Below are 15,999 nucleotides of genomic sequence, written 5' to 3'. Positions count from 1 at the left end.
TGACTTTTGACAAATGACGATTGATTATTGATAAATGACACATATTATTTCAGGCAGAGAACTTTGGCAGTGGAGAAATCAGGCTGTTGCTGCTTCTTTGAAAGCTAATATTTCTGCATCAGAATTAAACTGGTTACTTAAAGAAATTGCCGGCCTCGATAGTCTTAGTTTGCGCTTAGAAAGTTTTAAGAATCAACCGGAAATTAAACTTTCTTTGCCTTTTTTTGAACTCAATCAATTGTGGCAACGCCGTCTGATCGAAAAGGTGCCGGTGCAATATTTGCTAGGAATCACTCATTGGCGTAACTTTTCGCTGACTGTTTCTGAGGCGGTTCTTATTCCTCGCCCGGAAACTGAACAAATTATTGATATTGTCTTGGCTGAAACTTCTGGGGGCATCAATTTTCAAGGAAACTGGGCCGATTTGGGTACCGGCAGCGGTGCTATTGCTATTGGTTTGGCAGAAAGCTTGACAAAATCTACAATTCATGCTATTGACTACAGCCCCGAAGCTTTAAGTATTGCTAAAACTAATGCGGAAAAATTGGGATTTGCAGAAAGAATAAAGTTTTATCAGGGTTCTTGGTTTGAACCGCTGGCAGAACTGCAAGGAAAATTAAGCGGTATTGTTTCCAATCCTCCCTATATCCCTGCGGGGATGATACCTGATTTGCAGCCAGAAGTTGCCTTACATGAACCGCATTTAGCCTTGGCGGGTGGGGAAGATGGTTTAGACTGCATTCGCCATTTAATTAACACTGCGCCCAAGTATTTGCAAAATGGAGGTATTTGGCTGATAGAAATGATGGCCGGACAAGCTGACACGGTAGCGAAGTTACTCCACTCACAAGGAAATTATCAGCGAATTTCCATTATCAAAGACTTGGCCGGTGTTGAGCGTTTTGCTTTAGCGTATATTGGAGATTAAAAATTGAAGAATCCGAACGCCAGCGCCACTGGGGGGCTTTTGGCGACCAATGAAGAGAGAAACAGGGAGATTTAAGAATGTAAAAATTATGTTTGGTGAATTTTATATTTTAAAATCTAAAATCTAAATTCGGAAATATCAAAATGCCGCTAGTTTCCATTCCTGAATTGATTGCCGGTGCAAAAGACGGTAAATTAGTTAGCTTTCCTACGGACACTGTACCCGCTTTAGCCAGCCGGCCCGACAAAGCGGAGTTAATTTTTGCCGCCAAACAACGCGGCCAAGATAAACCGTTAATTTTAATGGCCGGCTTTGCGGAAGACATCTGGCCCTATGTCACCGGCACTCCTGAAGAGTTGGAAATTTGGCAAAACACCGCTAAAAAATACTGGCCTGGGGCGCTGACTCTGGTATTGCCGGCCAGCGAAAAAGTCCCCCCACAAATGAACCCCCTTGATCCTACGACGTTGGGGGTTAGAGTGCCGAATTGTCCTATAGCCCGACAAATTTTGCAACAAACCGGCCCCCTCGCTACTACAAGTGCAAACAAAAGCGGACAGCCTGCTTTGCTTAGCCTACAAGAAATTGCTGCTGAATTTTTGGAAGTGCTTGCTCTATCGCCGCAAGAGTTTGAAACAACTCCTACCACCGGCATTCCTTCTACGGTTGTTAAGTGGAGGCTGGGCGGTTGGGAAATTCTACGTCAAGGGGCAATCATTCTATAGCATTTTTAAATGATAAGACTAAACCTAACCTACTCGTCCCCTTGCCGATAGGGGAAGCAAAGTAAGATTTTGATTTTCCTTTGCTTCTAGGGGTTCAAGGAGAAGTTTGATTTGTCTTTCCAACAATTGCAAAGCGCTATAAGTGCTTTATAAGCGAGGATAAGCTATCAATAAGTTATTCGTTGTGACGCGCAACGGATAACGCATGACTCCTCGCTTTTTGGTAAAACTTATGAACTGGACGAATTGGCTATATTGGGCTGTTGGCTTAGGAATTGGCTTCGGTGTAAAATCTCTCTGGAAGTCTACACCCACCGGCACTTTCAGCGCCACTGCTCCCCCGCCTGTGCCTACTCCCAACACATCTCAAGTATTAGAGCAATTAAAGCAAACTCAAGTAGCTTACTTGATGGCATCACAAATTAGCCAGTTTAAAGGCGGTTTTTTAGCAAGAATTTCTCACGAATTGCGAGCGCCTTTGAATGGGATTATTGGTACACATCAGTTAATTTTAACCGGCCTCTGTGACAGTCCTGATGAGGAAAAAGAGTTTTTAGAGCAAGCTTCGGAATCAGCGCTAAAGTTAGTTAAGTTAATCGATAATATTCTTTCGGTGGCTAAGGCGGAACACGGCACCGAAGAAATGAAAATGCAGCCCGTGTCTTTGGCTGAGGTTTTTGATGAATTGGAAGATTTAACGCATCTGCAAGCGGAAGACAGAAATTTGAAATTGCAAATTTTTATGCCTGAAGAGGCTATTTATGTTTTAGCAGACCGCAGCCGGTTAATTCAAGTTTTGGTGTGTTTGGTTGATGAAAATTTGCGGCTGATGAAAGAGGGCAGTTTGACTGTTTCCGCCTCTCTAAATTCTGGCGATGGAGAAGTTGGAATTATGATTGATAGTCCTTGTTTACTAACAAGTTGGAACGAGCCAATAGATTTATTAAAACATCTGCCGACCCCGCAATTGCCCATTAATCCAAGTTTCCAACTTTCACCCGGAATGTCGTTGTTGATGTGTCAAATTTTGTTGGAATTGATGAATGGAAAATTAGAACTTGTGCCGGCAGTTTCGCCGCGAAGTAATGTTGAAATTAGCCAATTTCGATGCTTAGTTCAACGTTGTGTTCTGCCTCAGAAACCTGGCTCACTAGCAGAGGGTTATGCAGCACCATCGTTGTAGTTTTGTTTTCTTCAAAACCAATCCGTTCATAAAATTTTTGCTGGTAACTGGTCATTAGATATACACGCTCAACTCGGCTCATTTTGGGATGACTTAAGACGGTTTGAACTAATTTTCTGCCTAAACCGGCCCCTTGGTAATCTGGGTGGATCACAACATCCCAAATTGTGCCTCTATAAATGCCGTCTGATGTGGCGCGAGCAAAGCCGATCATTTTATCTGTATCCCAAGCGGTAATCACGGGTTCGCTGTTGGCGATGGCTAGGCTTAAATCCTCAAGGCGACGGTCTGCTGCCCAAAATGCGGCTAGTTTAAAAAGGTCTTGTAGTTGGTAGAGGTCTACCTTTGTTTTTTGATCGCAAAATTTTATATGCCGACAATCCAATTTGTCCTGTGTCATTTGTACGAGTGTCATTAATTTAGACTTTTCGGCTGGGTTGCGTACATTTTTGATGCTCTTGATTGTTGAGGTTTTTTGAGCTTTTTTATGGCTCTTTTATCTTCTCAATAATTAGCTTTTCCCTAGAGCTTAAGCTGTTGCCGATTGCGTTCACCTTTAAAGGCCGCAAACTGCTGAGCATCTCGGAGGCTGACAGGCTTGTTAGCCGATTTTCATCCTATCCTATCTTTTCTGGTTCCATCACTCAATATCTCTGCGGCTTAATTTGCTGTTGGTGTGAGGATTTGTTGACATTATTTGCGGCCAGGAATTGCTTTTTTATAGCTAGAAGCGGCTTGAAAGTCCAAGGGCGACAATAATTTTTTTTATATTTACAATCTACAATCCCCAGCCATAATTTACCTATTTGCCAAAATCACGCCCCTCAACGACGATTTTTCAGAAATATTTAAATAGCAGCTTTTAAGCAAGTTAAATGTATAAAATCTATCAAAAATAAAAACTTCCAAAAAAACGCACCGTTGGAGGTGCGCTATTTTTCTAAAGGGGATTACGGGTTTGGCCACGCTTTCCCCTATTGTTCAGTTTTAAGCTTCTGCGGCGGCGACAGCACCGGCATAGACGCTGACTTTTTTACCGCTTTTGCCTTTGCGCTCAAATGTCACTACGCCATCGATCAAAGCAAACAACGTATCATCGCTACCACGACCTACATTATTACCAGGGTGAAATTTGGTGCCGCGCTGACGCACCAAAATATTACCGGCTCTGACCACTTGACCGCCAAAACGCTTGACACCCAAGCGCTGCGCGTTAGAGTCACGTCCGTTGCGTGTGCTTCCTGTACCTTTCTTATGAGCCATAATTTCCTCTAATCTTGGATTGTCAATTTTTGACGTTGCACAATGTCCATCCTAGTAGGGGTACTGCCCCCCTGCCTACTTTGGCTAGGGTGGCCACCCTTTTTCCTCTATTCTGCCGCCGGCTCGCTGCTTGCTGCCGGTGCAGTGCTAATGGCAGTACCGTTGAGGCTAATAGAGTTAATCATTAGGCGGGTGGTTTCTTGCCGGTGTCCCCGTTTTTTGCGGGTTTTCTTTTTCGGCTTCATTTTATAAACAATCACTTTGCGACCCCGGAAGTGACGCAAAATCGTTCCTTCGACTACCGCGCCAGACACAAAAGGCTGACCGATATGCAAGCTGTCTTCGTGCTGGACAAGCAAAACTTTATCAATCGTCACATTTTGCTCAGCTTCTTGAGCCAACAGTTCGATGTCGTAAAAACGACCGGGTTCGACGCGGATTTGTTTACCGCCGGTTTCAATAATTGCGTAAGTCATGGTTCCGTAAATGTGTGTTGCCGTACAGGTAGCAGAGTTTCCTCGCTTTTGCTGTGCTTTTTGCCCCAGCCTGACCCCTTATAAAATCTAGTGCCATAGCCCTAGAAGTCATACCTGATCCGAGCTAAAAAATTAGACAGCCAATCTTATATTATTTCTTGTTGTCGTCGTTTCTGTCAAGCTTTTAATTTTATTCCCGCTTCTGATAATGCCGGCATCCTTCACAAGGGCCATCAGGATTGACCGCACAGCGAATATAAGGCGATCTGGCATTAAACCGGCAAGTCGCATCCCCCACCTGCTGAGCTATCAAAACCGGATTATACAGTTCAGTGGAGCCTCGCACTGCGGGAAGTCGCCTCAACGATGCACTTTGCCTAGCAGCTAACAGTCTTGCTCCTACTGTTCTCTCAGTTTGCCGCCATTTCCACAAAGACACCAAGGGTGGTGTTAAAGCAATTGTAAAAATCAATACGATCTCTAACACGGCTGTTTCCTAAACAATCTTTTCTTTATCAAATAATAACGTTATCTTTTTTGACTGTTCCCCTCCTTTATGCTTCTTTTAGCCCTCTTGTATTAAAGATTAAACTCTCTTTGGTTTGTCATAATCCCTCTCCAATTGTACTTAACGTTTTTTCTTAAAAACGTCAATATTCCTAGAGATTGACTTTTGCCATAAAATCTCACTTCGGCAACCAAAAACAGGCCATTATGAGAGCGTTGCCATAAAAATTATTATCGGCTAAAATTTAACAGCTTCGCTTCTCATTTTGCATCCCAAATGCCACAAAAACCCCAATCCACCGCCAAACAATTAGTCCTCGTAGGCGGGGGTCACTCCCATGCGATTGTCCTCAAGCAATTGCGGGCCAAACCCATACCAGGGCTAGAAATTATTTTAATTTCAAATACCCGTTTCGCGCCCTATTCAGGAATGTTACCAGGGCATATTGCAGGATTTTATAGTTTTGAAGAATGTCATATTGATTTAGAGAAATTAGCAAAAACCACCGGCATTGATTTCATTGTTGACGAAGCGGTGGGATTAGACTTACAAAAAAATCTCGTATTTTCTACAAAAAGTCAGCCGATAAAATTTGATTTTCTGTCGGTGGATATTGGCAGCACACCGGCCACCCTTTCGGTTCCCGGTGCAGCAGAATACGCCATTAGCGCTAAGCCGGTGCCGCAATTATTAGAAAAATGGAAGCAATTGCTCACAGAAATTTTAGCCCAACCCCAAAAACACTGGCATTTAGCAATTGTCGGAGGGGGTGCCGGTGGGGTTGAATTAGCTTTAGCCCTTGAGGCGCATTTAGGCAAATTGATTAAAAATCCCCATCACTTAACGCTACATCTTTTGCATAAACAAGATGAAATCATGTCATCTCATAGCCAATGGGTGCGCCGGTGTCTAACAAATATCCTTACCAATCGCGGTATCCAACTACATCTCAATCAAGCGGTTTCTGCCATCAAAAAAACTTCTCAAAAAAAGATTATTTCCTGTGAGTCAGGCTTAGAGGTAGAGTGTGATGAGGTTTTTTGGGTAACTCAAGCTTCGGCACCGGCATGGTTAAAGGAGGCCGGTTTAACGACAGATGAACGTGGTTTTATTTTAGTCAACGACAAATTACAATCGCTTTCGCATCCGCAAGTATTCGCAGCTGGCGACATTGCCAGCATTATTAATAGTCCAACACCCAAGGCGGGAGTTTTTGCAGTCAGACAAGGTAAGCCATTGTATGAAAATTTGGCTTGCGTACTACAAGCAAAGCCATTAAAGCCATACCAACCCCAGAAGCAATATCTCTCCTTAATAGGCACCGGCACCGGGGAAGCTATCGCGTCGCGCGGAAACTGGGGTTTTGGCCCGTCTCAAGTCTTGTGGTGGTGGAAAGATTGGATAGACCGGCGGTTTATGAAGGGATTTTAGCCGGGCCGGTGTACTACAAAAAATTTTTTTTAGACTTTCCCCCTTTTTTTCCGTACTACAAAGCCTAAACCCTTGATGAACAAGAAGTTTAGGCTTTTTTGCTGATGCCCAAAAATTTTTGCCAGACCCCTTGACACTTTTTGTAGTATTTATGTAGTATAAAAGTAAGGCAAAAGGGAAACAGCCAAAAGCGATATCCCACAAGCCTTACAAACTCAGCACCTTGAAAATTTAATAATAATGGACAAAGACGGCTTGTAGTAAACCTGTATTATACCCCCTTGGGTTGTAAACACCGGCCGGCAAACCGTCAAAACGTCCAAACAAACCCATTAAATTCCTGGGGGTATAGCTTAGTTGGCTAAGAGCGCTCGTCTGTCGAACGAGAAGTCGCGGGTTCAAATCCCGTTATCCCCGCTCTCTATTTTTGGGTCAGGTAGCCAAGTTGGCAAGGCATCGGTCTGCAAAACCGAAAATCGTGGGTTCAAATCCCACTCTGACCTCTGGTGACATCGCACCGTAGCTCAAAAGCAGAGCAATAGGTTCATACCCTAAAGGTTGCGGGTGCAAGTCCCGCCGGTGCCACCAACAGGGGGTAGTGTAAATTTGAGCATTGCTGCTTCAAATCCAGATTCTTTGGAGAGGTGGCCGAGTGGCTAATGGCAGTTTCCTGCTAAGAAAGAGCGGTTTAACTAACCGTCAAGAGTTCAAATCCCTCTCTCCGTATATCAAAATCCCCTGGTAGCTCAGTTGGTGAGAGCGCTTGTCTGAAAAACAAGAGGTCGTCAGTTCGATACTGACCTGGGGGACTGGCATTGCCCTATAGCTCAATGGCAGAGCGACGCGCTGTTAACGCGGATGTTGTAGGTTCAAGTCCTACTGGGGCAGCCTGTTAATGCCTTGTGGTGTAAGTTGGCAGCACATCTGATTTTGGATCAGACAGTCTAGGTTCGAGTCCTAGCGAGGCAGTAAAACTCCTGTAGCCCAATTGGTAGAGGCGGCTGTCTTAAAAACAGTCTATTGTGTGAGTTCAAATCTCATCAGGAGTACCAATTTTTTCAATAAATTTTCACTTGCTCTTAGCTTGGAATTGGCAGATTCCGCATACTTAAATTTTGTTTTATTTTAAGTGTGGGTATGCCTAGGACACGCCAAGCGAACAACTTCCAAACTAAGAGCATAAACGGGATGTAGCGCAACTTGGTAGCGCGGCTGGTTTGGGGCCAGAAGGTTGCAGGTTCAAATCCTGCCATCCCGACTTTACCCCTGTGATGTAATTGGAAAACATCACTCGCTTAGAACGAGTGTTTTTGCTGGTTCAAATCCAGTCAGGGGGACTTGGTGAAAAACCAAACTTTTGCTTTCTATGGTGTCTGAAGTCGAAGTGGTCGAGACGCTGGTTTGTGGAACCAGTAAAAGCGGGTTCAAGTCCCGTCAGACACCCTCAATACCTGTAGGGGTAGGATTTCTCGATTTTACCCTCATCCACCGGCAGCCGAAAAGCGAGGCGCAGTCCTGATAAGACTGAGGTAGGAGGGGCAGTACCTCCCCGGTGGATTTTTTAGAGCCAAAAAGTCTATTTTTAAATCAAAAATCAAAAAACCTTGGGAGTAGGTTAGGTTGAGCAAAAAACCCCAATCTACAAATCAAAATTTTTCATTTTGGCAAAGCTATTCTTACAGAAAGCAGCTTTATTGATAGAATTATCAAAATTAGGGTTTTCTAAATTTTGCGCTAACTTAGTCTTAGTTGAAAATTTTTAAGCAATTTTTTATTCAATTCCCCAAATATGAACAAATCCTCTAAAAAAACCGGCCCCGTCAATTATGAAGCCAAAGTCGCCAAAATTGAAGAAATTATTCAAAAAATAGAAACCGGCAACCTAGAAATGACCGAAATGTTCAACTCGTTTACCCTTGCCAGTCAATACCTACACGAGTGCGAAGATTTTCTCACCGAAAAACAACAACAACTAACTATCAGTGTCGAAACCTTGGCGGAGGAATTAGATTTTTAAGACTTGACAAAATTAAAATTATATGTTATGAAAACCTCGAAATAAACCCGGAACCAAAAGCAGAAGCCGAGCAATGAGAGGAACCGAGACATGGTAAAAAAGAGAGATAAGTAAATATGCCGGGGAAACGATAAAGCTTATGAGCAACGTCACCCTAGAGAGAAATCCCAGTGTTCTCTTCATCGAAAGCGACCCAGTATTAGCACACCAGGTTAGCCTAGACTTAAAAGAATCAGGCTATGAGCCGGTGCTTGCCACCGACTCCAAAACCGGCCTAGACAAAGCCATTGAACTACAACCGGCCCTAATTATAATTGACCGAATGCTGGCCGGTGAATCGGGTATAGAATTATGCGCCCAATTACGCACAAAAGGCAACCGTGCGCCGGTGGTATTATTAATGGCGCGGGATACGATAGAAGATCGCGTGGCTTGTTTAGAGGCCGGTGCAGACGATTACTTTCTTAAACCCTATCGTAGCGAAGACTTTTTACGCTTAGTGCGTATTTATTTACAGCCAGAAACCAGTCCAACAGAGCAATTAAGATTTGGCGACTTGGTACTAGAGTTAGCAACGCGCCGCGCCTTGCGAAACGGACGCACCATTGAACTCACCATGAAAGAATTTGAACTGTTAAAATTTTTAATGGAACATCCCCGCGAAGTTCTCACCCGCGATCAAATTTTAGAGAACGTCTGGGGCTATGATTTCATGGGAGAATCGAATGTTATTGAAGTGTACATTCGGTATTTGCGCCTCAAAATAGAAGATGAGACTCAAAAACGCCTTATTCAAACAGTCCGGGGTGTCGGCTACGTCCTGCGAGAAACATAAAAAATTAGTCGATTGACCAATGAGAAAAAATAATTTATTTGCCATCGCCATAAGTATTTTATTGATGGGATGCAGCCAGCCAGCCACATCCACTATTCCAGAAACGGCCACCCCCACCCCTACTGCCCAAGCACAAACACCACAACCTCAAGACTTGCCAATTTCAGCAAAAGCAACAATAGCCGGTGAAATTTTCGAGTTAGAAGTCACCGAAACCCCCGAACAGCAAGCAATGGGGTTAATGTTTAGGCGTTCATTACCAGACAACCGGGGGATGCTATTTAGTTTTAATCCACCCCGGCCAGTCATGTTTTGGATGAAAAACACCCTCATTCCCCTAGACATGATTTTTCTGCGCGATGGCGAAGTCAAATATATTGCTGAAAACGTCCCCCCCTGTACAACAATGTCTTGCCCTACTTATGGCCCACCCGATCAAATTTCCATAGATCAAGTTATTGAAGTGCGGGCTGGACGAACTGCCGAACTCGGCTTAAAAACCGGCAACCGTATTACTATCGAATTTTTAGATCAAAAAAAACCCAGATAACCGCCCTAGACTTTTAGATTTTAGATGCTAGGATTTTAGAGGCTAAAATACTGTCGGGTGTTGCTCTCTAAGGATTCCATTTGTAGCTGTAATTTAGGTAAAGGCTAAACAACCTGCCAATTTAGATAAAAATCATAAGAATTTTATAATGTGTAGCTCTGTACACTGCGACAGTGATTTGTTACTCTGTCTGAATACTTGCGCGTTGCCGATAAAAAAACGGCACAGCTTTCGGGAAAAAAGTTTTCCCTGCTGTAGCACAAAACTTAGTATGTTTGTATTACACTGAGATTTGATGCAGCAGGAGACGTTACGTTACAATCAAAGCTTAAGATTGAGGCCGGCCCTCAACCTTAAGAAAGATTGGAAAGTCAGAGAAGGCCGGAACCCGATAATGCTGGTGAGAAATGCTTTTTTGGTGTGAGAATCAAAGCATCGCATAAAGCCCATAAACTACTCCAAAAGAGTAGAAAGCGCTGCAACGCAAAAAAAAGGTGGTTGTGCGTAACAAATCGAGATAATTCAGGTCTCAGTATAAAGGCTGAGACGGCATGAGGGAGTAGGACAAAAATCTGTAATTGTACAGATGTCGTTGATCCCCCCTAGTAATGCACTATGAATTAACAGCCGCAAACTTTAGCTGATGTTCAGCAATTAAGTTTGTAGAGGTTTTGCAACCGGCACAAAAGTCTGCACAAGGAAGAAAACCCCCCAAGCAGATCCAGTCAAGCTTTGCAACAAGCTTACGGCCTTTTGTCGTCAAAAAAACCACCAGACAGATAACGTACTGACCACTAACCACGATTAAGCACGGTGTTAATGGAACAAAATTGAATTTAACCGAGGAGTGAACTCTTAAATGGCACCAGCAACTTTTTCTCAATTTCTGCGATTTTTACAAGAAGATTTAGCTATTTCCGCGCCTTCGCTGAAAATTGCCTTACGCCATAGGGAACAAGATCCAGGCCCACTGCCCATGATTCTCTGGCAATATGGTTTAGTGACAATGGAACAATTAGAACGTATCTACGACTGGCTGGAAACAGCATAGGAATGGAATTTATGTCAATTGATTGCAGTGACAAATACCAACGGCAAATCAAAATTCCCTGGACAAAAAGGCTTCAGGGATATTACAAAAAAAAGAGCGGTACTGATTTTCAGCCCGCTTTTTTGATGTTAACTTTTTTCTTTACAAGGCTTTTCCTCTCTCGCCCTGATTAAGAGACGAGGTAGAGCCGGTGAAAAGCTGTCTGCCCTCTCCGGTGCCCGTTAAACTAGAAATGCCGAATCACTCCGCAAAAACCTTAGCCGCCGCCGCAACACCGGCACCCGAAGTAAAACCATTACCGCCAAGCTCAACCAGCGTAGCTTCCAAAGCACCAATCGCCGTTAAGATATCGCGTTCGCTGACAAAACCCAAATGGCCGATACGGAAAACCTTACCCTTCAAATGATCCTGCCCACCGGCCAAAACAATATCAAATTGCTTTTTCATAGTAGCGCGCACTTGTTCGGCATCCACACCCACCGGCGCCACCGCCGTAATAGCTGGACTAGCCGACTCATCCGGGCCATATAAAGGCAAATTCAACGCCTTAACCGCTTCTCTTGTGGCATTCATCAAGCGCTGGTGACGGGCAAAAATATTTTCCAAGCCTTCTTTTTGCATCATTTGCAAAGTGGCTTGCAGGGCAAAAAACAAATTCACCGGCGGAGTAAAGGGCGTTGTATTTTTAGCAGCATCCTTGCGATATTTGCCCAAATCTAAATAATATCGGGGTAATTTCGCCGTTTTATAAGCTTCCCACGCCTTTGCACTCACCGCCACAAATCCCAAACCAGGCGGAATCATGTAGCCTTTTTGAGAGCCAGAACATACTACATCTAGCCCCCATGTGTCAATAGGTACATTTACTGCACCTAAACTTGTCACAGCATCAACAATAATTAACGCTTCCCCATGTTCTTTAACATAGCGATTAATGGTTTCTAAATCATTAATCACACCCGTTGAAGTTTCGCTGTGAGTAACAATAACCGCCTTAATTTCCTTATTTTTATCCGCCTCTAACTTTTCGCGGATTTTTTCAGGATCAAGCGCTTTACCCCACTCGGTTGTCACCGTCTCCACATTCAAATTATAAGCCGTACAAACTTCTGCCCAGCGTTCGCCAAACTTACCATTAGTACCCACCAACACGCGATCACCCGGACTCAGAAAATTAATAATTCCCGCTTCCATCGCGCCGGTGCCACTTACCGTCAGACACAGCACATCATTTTGGGTTTGATGAAGCCACTTTAAATTTTGCGTCACCTCAGCCATGATCTTACTAAAATCACCGCTTCTATGGCCTATTGGGTGTTTTGATAAAGCGAGTAAAGCTTGTTCCGGCACCGGCGTCGGGCCAGGAATCATTAACATTAACTTATCGTCCATGATCCGTTTTTTCTCAGAAAATTCTTACTTGTTTGCTGTCAATTGACATTTTTTCACACCGGCGGTGTTGGGTGCACATTTGGGGAATTCAAAGAAGAACCAGACTTTCCATTACCTTCATTAAGTGACCAACGGTACTCTACCGGCAGATTTTCTCGCTCACAGCTTTCTTCTAAGTGCTTTTGTTGCGCCAAAGCTTTGCGGAGTGTTGCGATTAACTGCTGTACTTGCTCTCGCTGCGATGGCTTTTGCGACACTGCAAAAATCGTCTGACGCTCTAGCAATTGTAGTAGCAGTTCGTAATGAATATGAGAAGGAAGGGGAATCGGTTCCATCAAAGCTGATTTACCTCAAAAAAATTGAACCCCAATCAAGTTTAAGCATAGCCCAGCGTTCACCGTATCGGTAGTTTACCACAACTTACCACATCAACCACCCAACTTTTTATCCTTTTTGCTAAAAGAAATCCCCAACAAGAACAAAAGTTTGCTCTACGGGTGCCGGTGAGCCAATAGATTCTCCCCAAGGTCGAGATGTCAACCAATGCTCACTCTAAATCGTTGAATAACTGATCAGAATCTAGCCAATCAGACTTAATGACAATTTCTGCTTTAATCGTTCGCCTAATCAAATCAAGACAATATAAATTGTCGAGGGTGTTTATCTGTTTGATGATTTTGTCTGTCAATTCAAGTTTTGTGGGTTGGAGGGTTTTTTATCAAAAATTAGGATGTAAACTGGATGATTTTAAAATTTTTAAACAAAGCGGAATTTATGCCAAACAGTAGCTACAGCTTATAGCAGACAAATACTATCAAGCTATCAATCGCTATCAGGCTAACAGCCTAACACCTTCTAAAAAGCCAAGAAAAGCTAAACTAAGCCAAGAACAAAAACACCGGCTACGTCAAGATTTAGCGTGGCAATTCCCAGAGGTTGCACGGAAACGAGTACAACGCTCTCAAAGCAAAAAAGAAAATGCAGATTTAAGCCCGCCGCTTTGGGGGTGGATTGCTGGGGAAAAGTTGATACCACGATAGCACCGGCTTTACTCCAAGACAATCAAATCAAGTTTAACCGAATCATCCAGACTAGACACGGCGCGCCCCCCTCACCTAGAGAGAGAAATGGCAGCAATTGAAAAAGAGGTTTGCAAGAAGGTAGAACTTTAAAACTTGAACTGGCCAATCAAGGCCCGTTTTTTAATCTCGCATCAAAATAGGTAGACTAAACATAAGCAGGTTGGGAGATTGGATTTATGGGGTTATTTGACCGAATCGTGCGGGTGATTCGCGCTAATTTTAACAGTCTGGTTAGCGCTGCTGAAGACCCAGAAAAAATACTCGAACAGGCTGTTATGGATCTGCAAGAAGACTTGGTACAATTGCGGCAAGCTGTGGCCGGTGCCATCGCCAGCCAAAAACGCACCGAACGTCAATACACTCAAACTCAATCGACTGCCGAAGAATGGTATCGCCGCGCTCAACTGGCTCTCCAAAAAGGTGATGAACACCTGGCAAGAGAAGCTCTCAGCCGCCGCAAAACTTACCAAGAAACGGCACAAGCTCTTGCGGGGCAAATCGATCAGCAAAGTGTGATTGTCAACCAGCTAAAGCAAAATATGCGCCTGCTGGAAAGCAAAATTGCTGATGCTAAAACCAAAAAAGATATGTATATTGCTCGCGCTCGTTCTGCTATCGCCTCGGAAAAGTTAAACGAATTGGTGGGCCAAATCACTGCCGGCGGTACGGTTAATGCTTTTGAGCGTATGGAAGAAAAGGTCTTGCAACTTGAGGCTCGTTCCCAAGCAATTGCTGATCTCGGTGAGGATACTATGGAAAAACAATTTGCTTCTCTTGAAGCTTCCAGTGATGTAGATGCTCAACTGGCTGAGTTGAAAGGCCAAATGCTGAAAAGTTCTCAGCCCCAAAAGCTGCCTCCTACTGTTTGAGGTTTTCTCATGGGTGTGCTTTTATAGCCTAAAATGACGACAGCCAAAGCCAACGCACTAACTTAAACAAAATGTTAAGTTGAAATCAGTTGTTGCGGACTGACGGCAATGATGCGATCCGGTGTATTGAATAATATTGCCGGTGCCTGCTGCCAGTAGCCGCGAATCCTCGCAAACCCCTTTATAGGAAAGATAGAGTTATGGGATTGTTCGACCGCATTAGCAGAGTGATCCGGGCCAATGTCAATGATATGGTCAGCAAGGCGGAAGACCCGGAGAAAATTTTAGAGCAGGCCATTATTGATATGCAGGAGGACTTGGTGCAGTTGCGTCAAGCGGTGGCTACTGCTATCGCTACGCAAAAACGCACTGAGCAACAATATAATCAAGCCGAGTCTCAATCTAATACTTGGCAGCAACGTGCTCAACTGGCTCTCCAAAAGGGTGATGAAAATTTGGCCCGTGAGGCTTTGGTTCGCAAAAAAACTCATGCCGAAACTGCTGGTACTCTCAAGGCGAGTTTAGACCAGCAATTAGGCCAGGTGGATACGCTCAAACGTAATTTAATTGCCCTAGAAAGTAAGATTTCTGAGGCGAAAACTAAGAAAAATATGCTCAAAGCACGCGCTCAAGCTGCTAAGGCTAATGAGCAATTGCAAAATACGATAGGCAATTTGGGCACCGGCAGTGCTATGGGTGCGTTTGACCGCATGGAAGAAAAGGTTTTGCAACTTGAGGCTCGCTCTCAGGCGGCTGCTGAGTTGGGTGGTTCTAGTCTCGATGAACAGTTTAAGCTGCTTGAGTCTGGCCATGATGTTGATGATGAGTTGGCCTCTTTGAAGGCTAATATGGCTCTGGGTGGCTCCACCGGCGCCACTACGGCTTTACCGGGCACTGCTCAACCTACCGGCACTCCTAATAAACCAGCTTCGGCGGTTGATGATGAGCTCGAACAGTTGCGTAAACAACTCAATAACGAAGCCTAGGCTTTTTTTAGGGAAACGGTAAGCGCCGTTTCCTTAACATATTTTTTGAGAAATGGCAAAAATTTTTACAAAACTTAATAATTGACGGGCCGGTGCAAAAATTAATAATCTGATGACTTTATTAATTTGCATTGGGGACGCAAAAAGCCTGAAAATAAGATAACAAATTGTAACAATCGATGCGAAGTTAGAAACGAGAATCTATGAGTAGCAGCGTCCTGGTCATCAATGATGGAGAATTTCAAACAGAAGTCGTTAACGCCACAAAACCGGTGTTAGTCTATTTTTGGGCTGATTGGTGTGGGCCTTGCCGGTTGGTGTCTCCCTCCATAAACTGGGTGGCTGAAACCTACGGTGATCGCCTCAAAGTTGTCAAAATGGAAGTAGATCCCAACCCCAATAGCGTAAAAGAATACCAGATTGAGGGTGTACCTGCCTTGCGTTTGCTTAAGGGCAATCAAGTAATCCTCTCCTATGAGGGCGCCATCACCAAACAAAAATTAGCCGATTTAATAGAACCCCTCCTGTAACACCCATTAAACCCCTTGCATCCCACCGATAACTTATCTGCGTTAATCTGCGTTCATCTGCGGTTTAAAATTAAACTTATAAACAAGCGGTTTTTATTTAACCACAGATAAACGCAAATGCACGCAGATAATTTTATTGTTTTAATCTGAGGTTGGTTGTAAGTTTTATTTTT

General features: G+C 43.8%; 18 protein-coding genes and 10 tRNA genes. 21 read left to right on the top strand and 7 right to left on the bottom strand.

The features are described 5' to 3' along the window. Positions 1-34: 34 nt before the first annotated feature. From prmC to NG798_RS01090, 3 genes are all read left to right on the top strand, one after another. The gene (prmC, locus tag NG798_RS01100) at positions 35-928 is read left to right on the top strand and encodes a peptide chain release factor N(5)-glutamine methyltransferase (RefSeq protein WP_261219951.1); all 894 of its coding nucleotides are present in this window, start codon (positions 35-37) and stop codon (positions 926-928) included. Positions 929-1,071: 143 nt separating this feature from the next. After that, positions 1,072-1,653 (top strand): L-threonylcarbamoyladenylate synthase, encoded by a 582-nt coding sequence (locus tag NG798_RS01095; protein WP_261219949.1) that lies wholly within the window; start codon positions 1,072-1,074, stop codon positions 1,651-1,653. Between the two features lie 205 nt (positions 1,654-1,858). Continuing rightward, positions 1,859-2,836 carry a sensor histidine kinase KdpD gene (locus NG798_RS01090; RefSeq protein ID WP_261219947.1) on the top strand — a complete coding sequence of 326 codons (978 nt, stop codon included), beginning with the start codon at positions 1,859-1,861 and terminating at the stop codon, positions 2,834-2,836. On the opposite strand, the gene NG798_RS01085 is transcribed toward NG798_RS01090, so the two are convergent. From NG798_RS01085 to NG798_RS01070, 4 genes are all read right to left on the bottom strand, one after another. Then, positions 2,748-3,236 carry a GNAT family N-acetyltransferase gene (locus tag NG798_RS01085; protein WP_261219945.1) on the bottom strand — a complete coding sequence of 163 codons (489 nt, stop codon included), beginning with the start codon at positions 3,234-3,236 and terminating at the stop codon, positions 2,748-2,750. The genes NG798_RS01090 and NG798_RS01085 overlap by 89 nt on opposite strands. A 587-nt stretch (positions 3,237-3,823) precedes the next feature. Next, positions 3,824-4,099: a 50S ribosomal protein L27 gene (gene rpmA / locus NG798_RS01080; protein ID WP_261219944.1), complete on the bottom strand. Its 276-nt coding sequence runs from the start codon at positions 4,097-4,099 to the stop codon at positions 3,824-3,826. A 107-nt stretch (positions 4,100-4,206) separates the two neighbouring features. Next, complete coding sequence (rplU, locus tag NG798_RS01075; RefSeq protein WP_261219943.1) at positions 4,207-4,575, bottom strand: 50S ribosomal protein L21; 369 nt, start codon at positions 4,573-4,575, stop codon at positions 4,207-4,209. Between the two features lie 190 nt (positions 4,576-4,765). Continuing rightward, on the bottom strand, positions 4,766-5,062 hold the full coding sequence (locus tag NG798_RS01070) for a DUF6464 family protein (RefSeq protein WP_261219942.1): 297 nt from the start codon (positions 5,060-5,062) through the stop codon (positions 4,766-4,768). Positions 5,063-5,359: 297 nt separating this feature from the next. Between NG798_RS01070 and NG798_RS01065 the strand changes: the two genes are divergently transcribed. The 15 genes from NG798_RS01065 to NG798_RS00995 all read left to right on the top strand — a co-directional run bounded on the left by NG798_RS01065 (position 5,360) and on the right by NG798_RS00995 (position 10,967). After that, complete coding sequence (locus NG798_RS01065; RefSeq protein WP_261219940.1) at positions 5,360-6,514, top strand: FAD-dependent oxidoreductase; 1,155 nt, start codon at positions 5,360-5,362, stop codon at positions 6,512-6,514. Positions 6,515-6,856: 342 nt separating this feature from the next. Continuing rightward, a tRNA-Asp gene (locus NG798_RS01060) sits at positions 6,857-6,931 on the top strand. Positions 6,932-6,944: 13 nt separating this feature from the next. Continuing rightward, a tRNA-Cys gene (locus NG798_RS01055) sits at positions 6,945-7,017 on the top strand. Between the two features lie 10 nt (positions 7,018-7,027). After that, positions 7,028-7,102: transfer RNA gene (locus NG798_RS01050), tRNA-Met, on the top strand. Between the two features lie 147 nt (positions 7,103-7,249). Next, a tRNA-Phe gene (locus tag NG798_RS01045) sits at positions 7,250-7,323 on the top strand. A gap of 7 nt (positions 7,324-7,330) precedes the next feature. Next, positions 7,331-7,402: transfer RNA gene (locus tag NG798_RS01040), tRNA-Asn, on the top strand. An 8-nt stretch (positions 7,403-7,410) separates the two neighbouring features. Next, positions 7,411-7,483, top strand: a tRNA-Gln gene (locus tag NG798_RS01035). 4 nt (positions 7,484-7,487) lie between these two features. After that, positions 7,488-7,566 (top strand) — tRNA-Leu (locus NG798_RS01030). Positions 7,567-7,698: 132 nt separating this feature from the next. Next, positions 7,699-7,772, top strand: a tRNA-Pro gene (locus tag NG798_RS01025). Positions 7,773-7,776: 4 nt separating this feature from the next. Then, a tRNA-Leu gene (locus NG798_RS01020) sits at positions 7,777-7,851 on the top strand. Positions 7,852-7,883: 32 nt separating this feature from the next. Beyond that, a tRNA-His gene (locus tag NG798_RS01015) sits at positions 7,884-7,957 on the top strand. 346 nt (positions 7,958-8,303) lie between these two features. Further along, positions 8,304-8,531 (top strand): exodeoxyribonuclease VII small subunit, encoded by a 228-nt coding sequence (gene xseB, locus NG798_RS01010; RefSeq protein ID WP_261219939.1) that lies wholly within the window; start codon positions 8,304-8,306, stop codon positions 8,529-8,531. A 139-nt stretch (positions 8,532-8,670) separates the two neighbouring features. Further along, positions 8,671-9,366, top strand: a complete 696-nt coding sequence (gene nblR / locus NG798_RS01005; protein WP_261219937.1) for a response regulator transcription factor NblR — start codon at positions 8,671-8,673, stop codon at positions 9,364-9,366. Between the two features lie 19 nt (positions 9,367-9,385). Next, the gene (locus NG798_RS01000) at positions 9,386-9,916 is read left to right on the top strand and encodes a DUF192 domain-containing protein (RefSeq protein ID WP_261219935.1); all 531 of its coding nucleotides are present in this window, start codon (positions 9,386-9,388) and stop codon (positions 9,914-9,916) included. A gap of 859 nt (positions 9,917-10,775) precedes the next feature. Beyond that, positions 10,776-10,967 (top strand): DUF2949 domain-containing protein, encoded by a 192-nt coding sequence (locus NG798_RS00995; RefSeq protein WP_261219933.1) that lies wholly within the window; start codon positions 10,776-10,778, stop codon positions 10,965-10,967. A gap of 240 nt (positions 10,968-11,207) precedes the next feature. On the opposite strand, the gene NG798_RS00990 is transcribed toward NG798_RS00995, so the two are convergent. The 3 genes from NG798_RS00990 to NG798_RS00980 form a co-directional block, all read right to left on the bottom strand. After that, positions 11,208-12,359, bottom strand: coding sequence for an alanine--glyoxylate aminotransferase family protein (locus tag NG798_RS00990; RefSeq protein ID WP_261219931.1), 1,152 nt, complete (start codon positions 12,357-12,359; stop codon positions 11,208-11,210). 53 nt (positions 12,360-12,412) lie between these two features. After that, complete coding sequence (locus NG798_RS00985) at positions 12,413-12,694, bottom strand: DUF5340 domain-containing protein (protein WP_261219930.1); 282 nt, start codon at positions 12,692-12,694, stop codon at positions 12,413-12,415. A 212-nt stretch (positions 12,695-12,906) separates the two neighbouring features. Next, positions 12,907-13,047 (bottom strand): hypothetical protein, encoded by a 141-nt coding sequence (locus tag NG798_RS00980; protein ID WP_261219929.1) that lies wholly within the window; start codon positions 13,045-13,047, stop codon positions 12,907-12,909. A 570-nt stretch (positions 13,048-13,617) separates the two neighbouring features. Here NG798_RS00980 and NG798_RS00975 point away from each other — a divergent pair. The 3 genes from NG798_RS00975 to NG798_RS00965 all read left to right on the top strand — a co-directional run bounded on the left by NG798_RS00975 (position 13,618) and on the right by NG798_RS00965 (position 15,826). Continuing rightward, the gene (locus NG798_RS00975; protein ID WP_261219927.1) at positions 13,618-14,310 is read left to right on the top strand and encodes a PspA/IM30 family protein; all 693 of its coding nucleotides are present in this window, start codon (positions 13,618-13,620) and stop codon (positions 14,308-14,310) included. Positions 14,311-14,510: 200 nt separating this feature from the next. Beyond that, positions 14,511-15,296: a PspA/IM30 family protein gene (locus NG798_RS00970; RefSeq protein ID WP_261219926.1), complete on the top strand. Its 786-nt coding sequence runs from the start codon at positions 14,511-14,513 to the stop codon at positions 15,294-15,296. Between the two features lie 203 nt (positions 15,297-15,499). Next, on the top strand, positions 15,500-15,826 hold the full coding sequence (locus tag NG798_RS00965) for a co-chaperone YbbN (RefSeq protein ID WP_261219925.1): 327 nt from the start codon (positions 15,500-15,502) through the stop codon (positions 15,824-15,826). The last annotated feature ends 173 nt before the right edge of the window (positions 15,827-15,999 follow it).

The organism is Ancylothrix sp. D3o, assembly GCF_025370775.1.
Taxonomy (GTDB): domain Bacteria; phylum Cyanobacteriota; class Cyanobacteriia; order Cyanobacteriales; family Oscillatoriaceae; genus Ancylothrix.
The sequence above is the reverse complement of the archived record's forward strand: the minus strand, read 5'-3'. Positions and strand labels throughout refer to the sequence as shown.

What these genes read in the sequence shown, in the direction of transcription:
- prmC (WP_261219951.1), top strand. Translation starts at nt 35, where the DNA reads ATGACACATATTATTTCAGGCAGAGAACTTTGGCAGTGGAGAAATCAG.
- NG798_RS01095 (WP_261219949.1), top strand. Translation starts at nt 1,072, where the DNA reads ATGCCGCTAGTTTCCATTCCTGAATTGATTGCCGGTGCAAAAGACGGT.
- NG798_RS01090 (WP_261219947.1), top strand. Translation starts at nt 1,859, where the DNA reads ATGACTCCTCGCTTTTTGGTAAAACTTATGAACTGGACGAATTGGCTA.
- NG798_RS01085 (WP_261219945.1), bottom strand. Translation starts at nt 3,236, where the DNA reads ATGACACAGGACAAATTGGATTGTCGGCATATAAAATTTTGCGATCAA.
- rpmA (WP_261219944.1), bottom strand. Translation starts at nt 4,099, where the DNA reads ATGGCTCATAAGAAAGGTACAGGAAGCACACGCAACGGACGTGACTCT.
- rplU (WP_261219943.1), bottom strand. Translation starts at nt 4,575, where the DNA reads ATGACTTACGCAATTATTGAAACCGGCGGTAAACAAATCCGCGTCGAA.
- NG798_RS01065 (WP_261219940.1), top strand. Translation starts at nt 5,360, where the DNA reads ATGCCACAAAAACCCCAATCCACCGCCAAACAATTAGTCCTCGTAGGC.
- xseB (WP_261219939.1), top strand. Translation starts at nt 8,304, where the DNA reads ATGAACAAATCCTCTAAAAAAACCGGCCCCGTCAATTATGAAGCCAAA.
- nblR (WP_261219937.1), top strand. Translation starts at nt 8,671, where the DNA reads ATGAGCAACGTCACCCTAGAGAGAAATCCCAGTGTTCTCTTCATCGAA.
- NG798_RS01000 (WP_261219935.1), top strand. Translation starts at nt 9,386, where the DNA reads ATGAGAAAAAATAATTTATTTGCCATCGCCATAAGTATTTTATTGATG.
- NG798_RS00995 (WP_261219933.1), top strand. Translation starts at nt 10,776, where the DNA reads ATGGCACCAGCAACTTTTTCTCAATTTCTGCGATTTTTACAAGAAGAT.
- NG798_RS00990 (WP_261219931.1), bottom strand. Translation starts at nt 12,359, where the DNA reads ATGGACGATAAGTTAATGTTAATGATTCCTGGCCCGACGCCGGTGCCG.
- NG798_RS00985 (WP_261219930.1), bottom strand. Translation starts at nt 12,694, where the DNA reads ATGGAACCGATTCCCCTTCCTTCTCATATTCATTACGAACTGCTACTA.
- NG798_RS00975 (WP_261219927.1), top strand. Translation starts at nt 13,618, where the DNA reads ATGGGGTTATTTGACCGAATCGTGCGGGTGATTCGCGCTAATTTTAAC.
- NG798_RS00970 (WP_261219926.1), top strand. Translation starts at nt 14,511, where the DNA reads ATGGGATTGTTCGACCGCATTAGCAGAGTGATCCGGGCCAATGTCAAT.
- NG798_RS00965 (WP_261219925.1), top strand. Translation starts at nt 15,500, where the DNA reads ATGAGTAGCAGCGTCCTGGTCATCAATGATGGAGAATTTCAAACAGAA.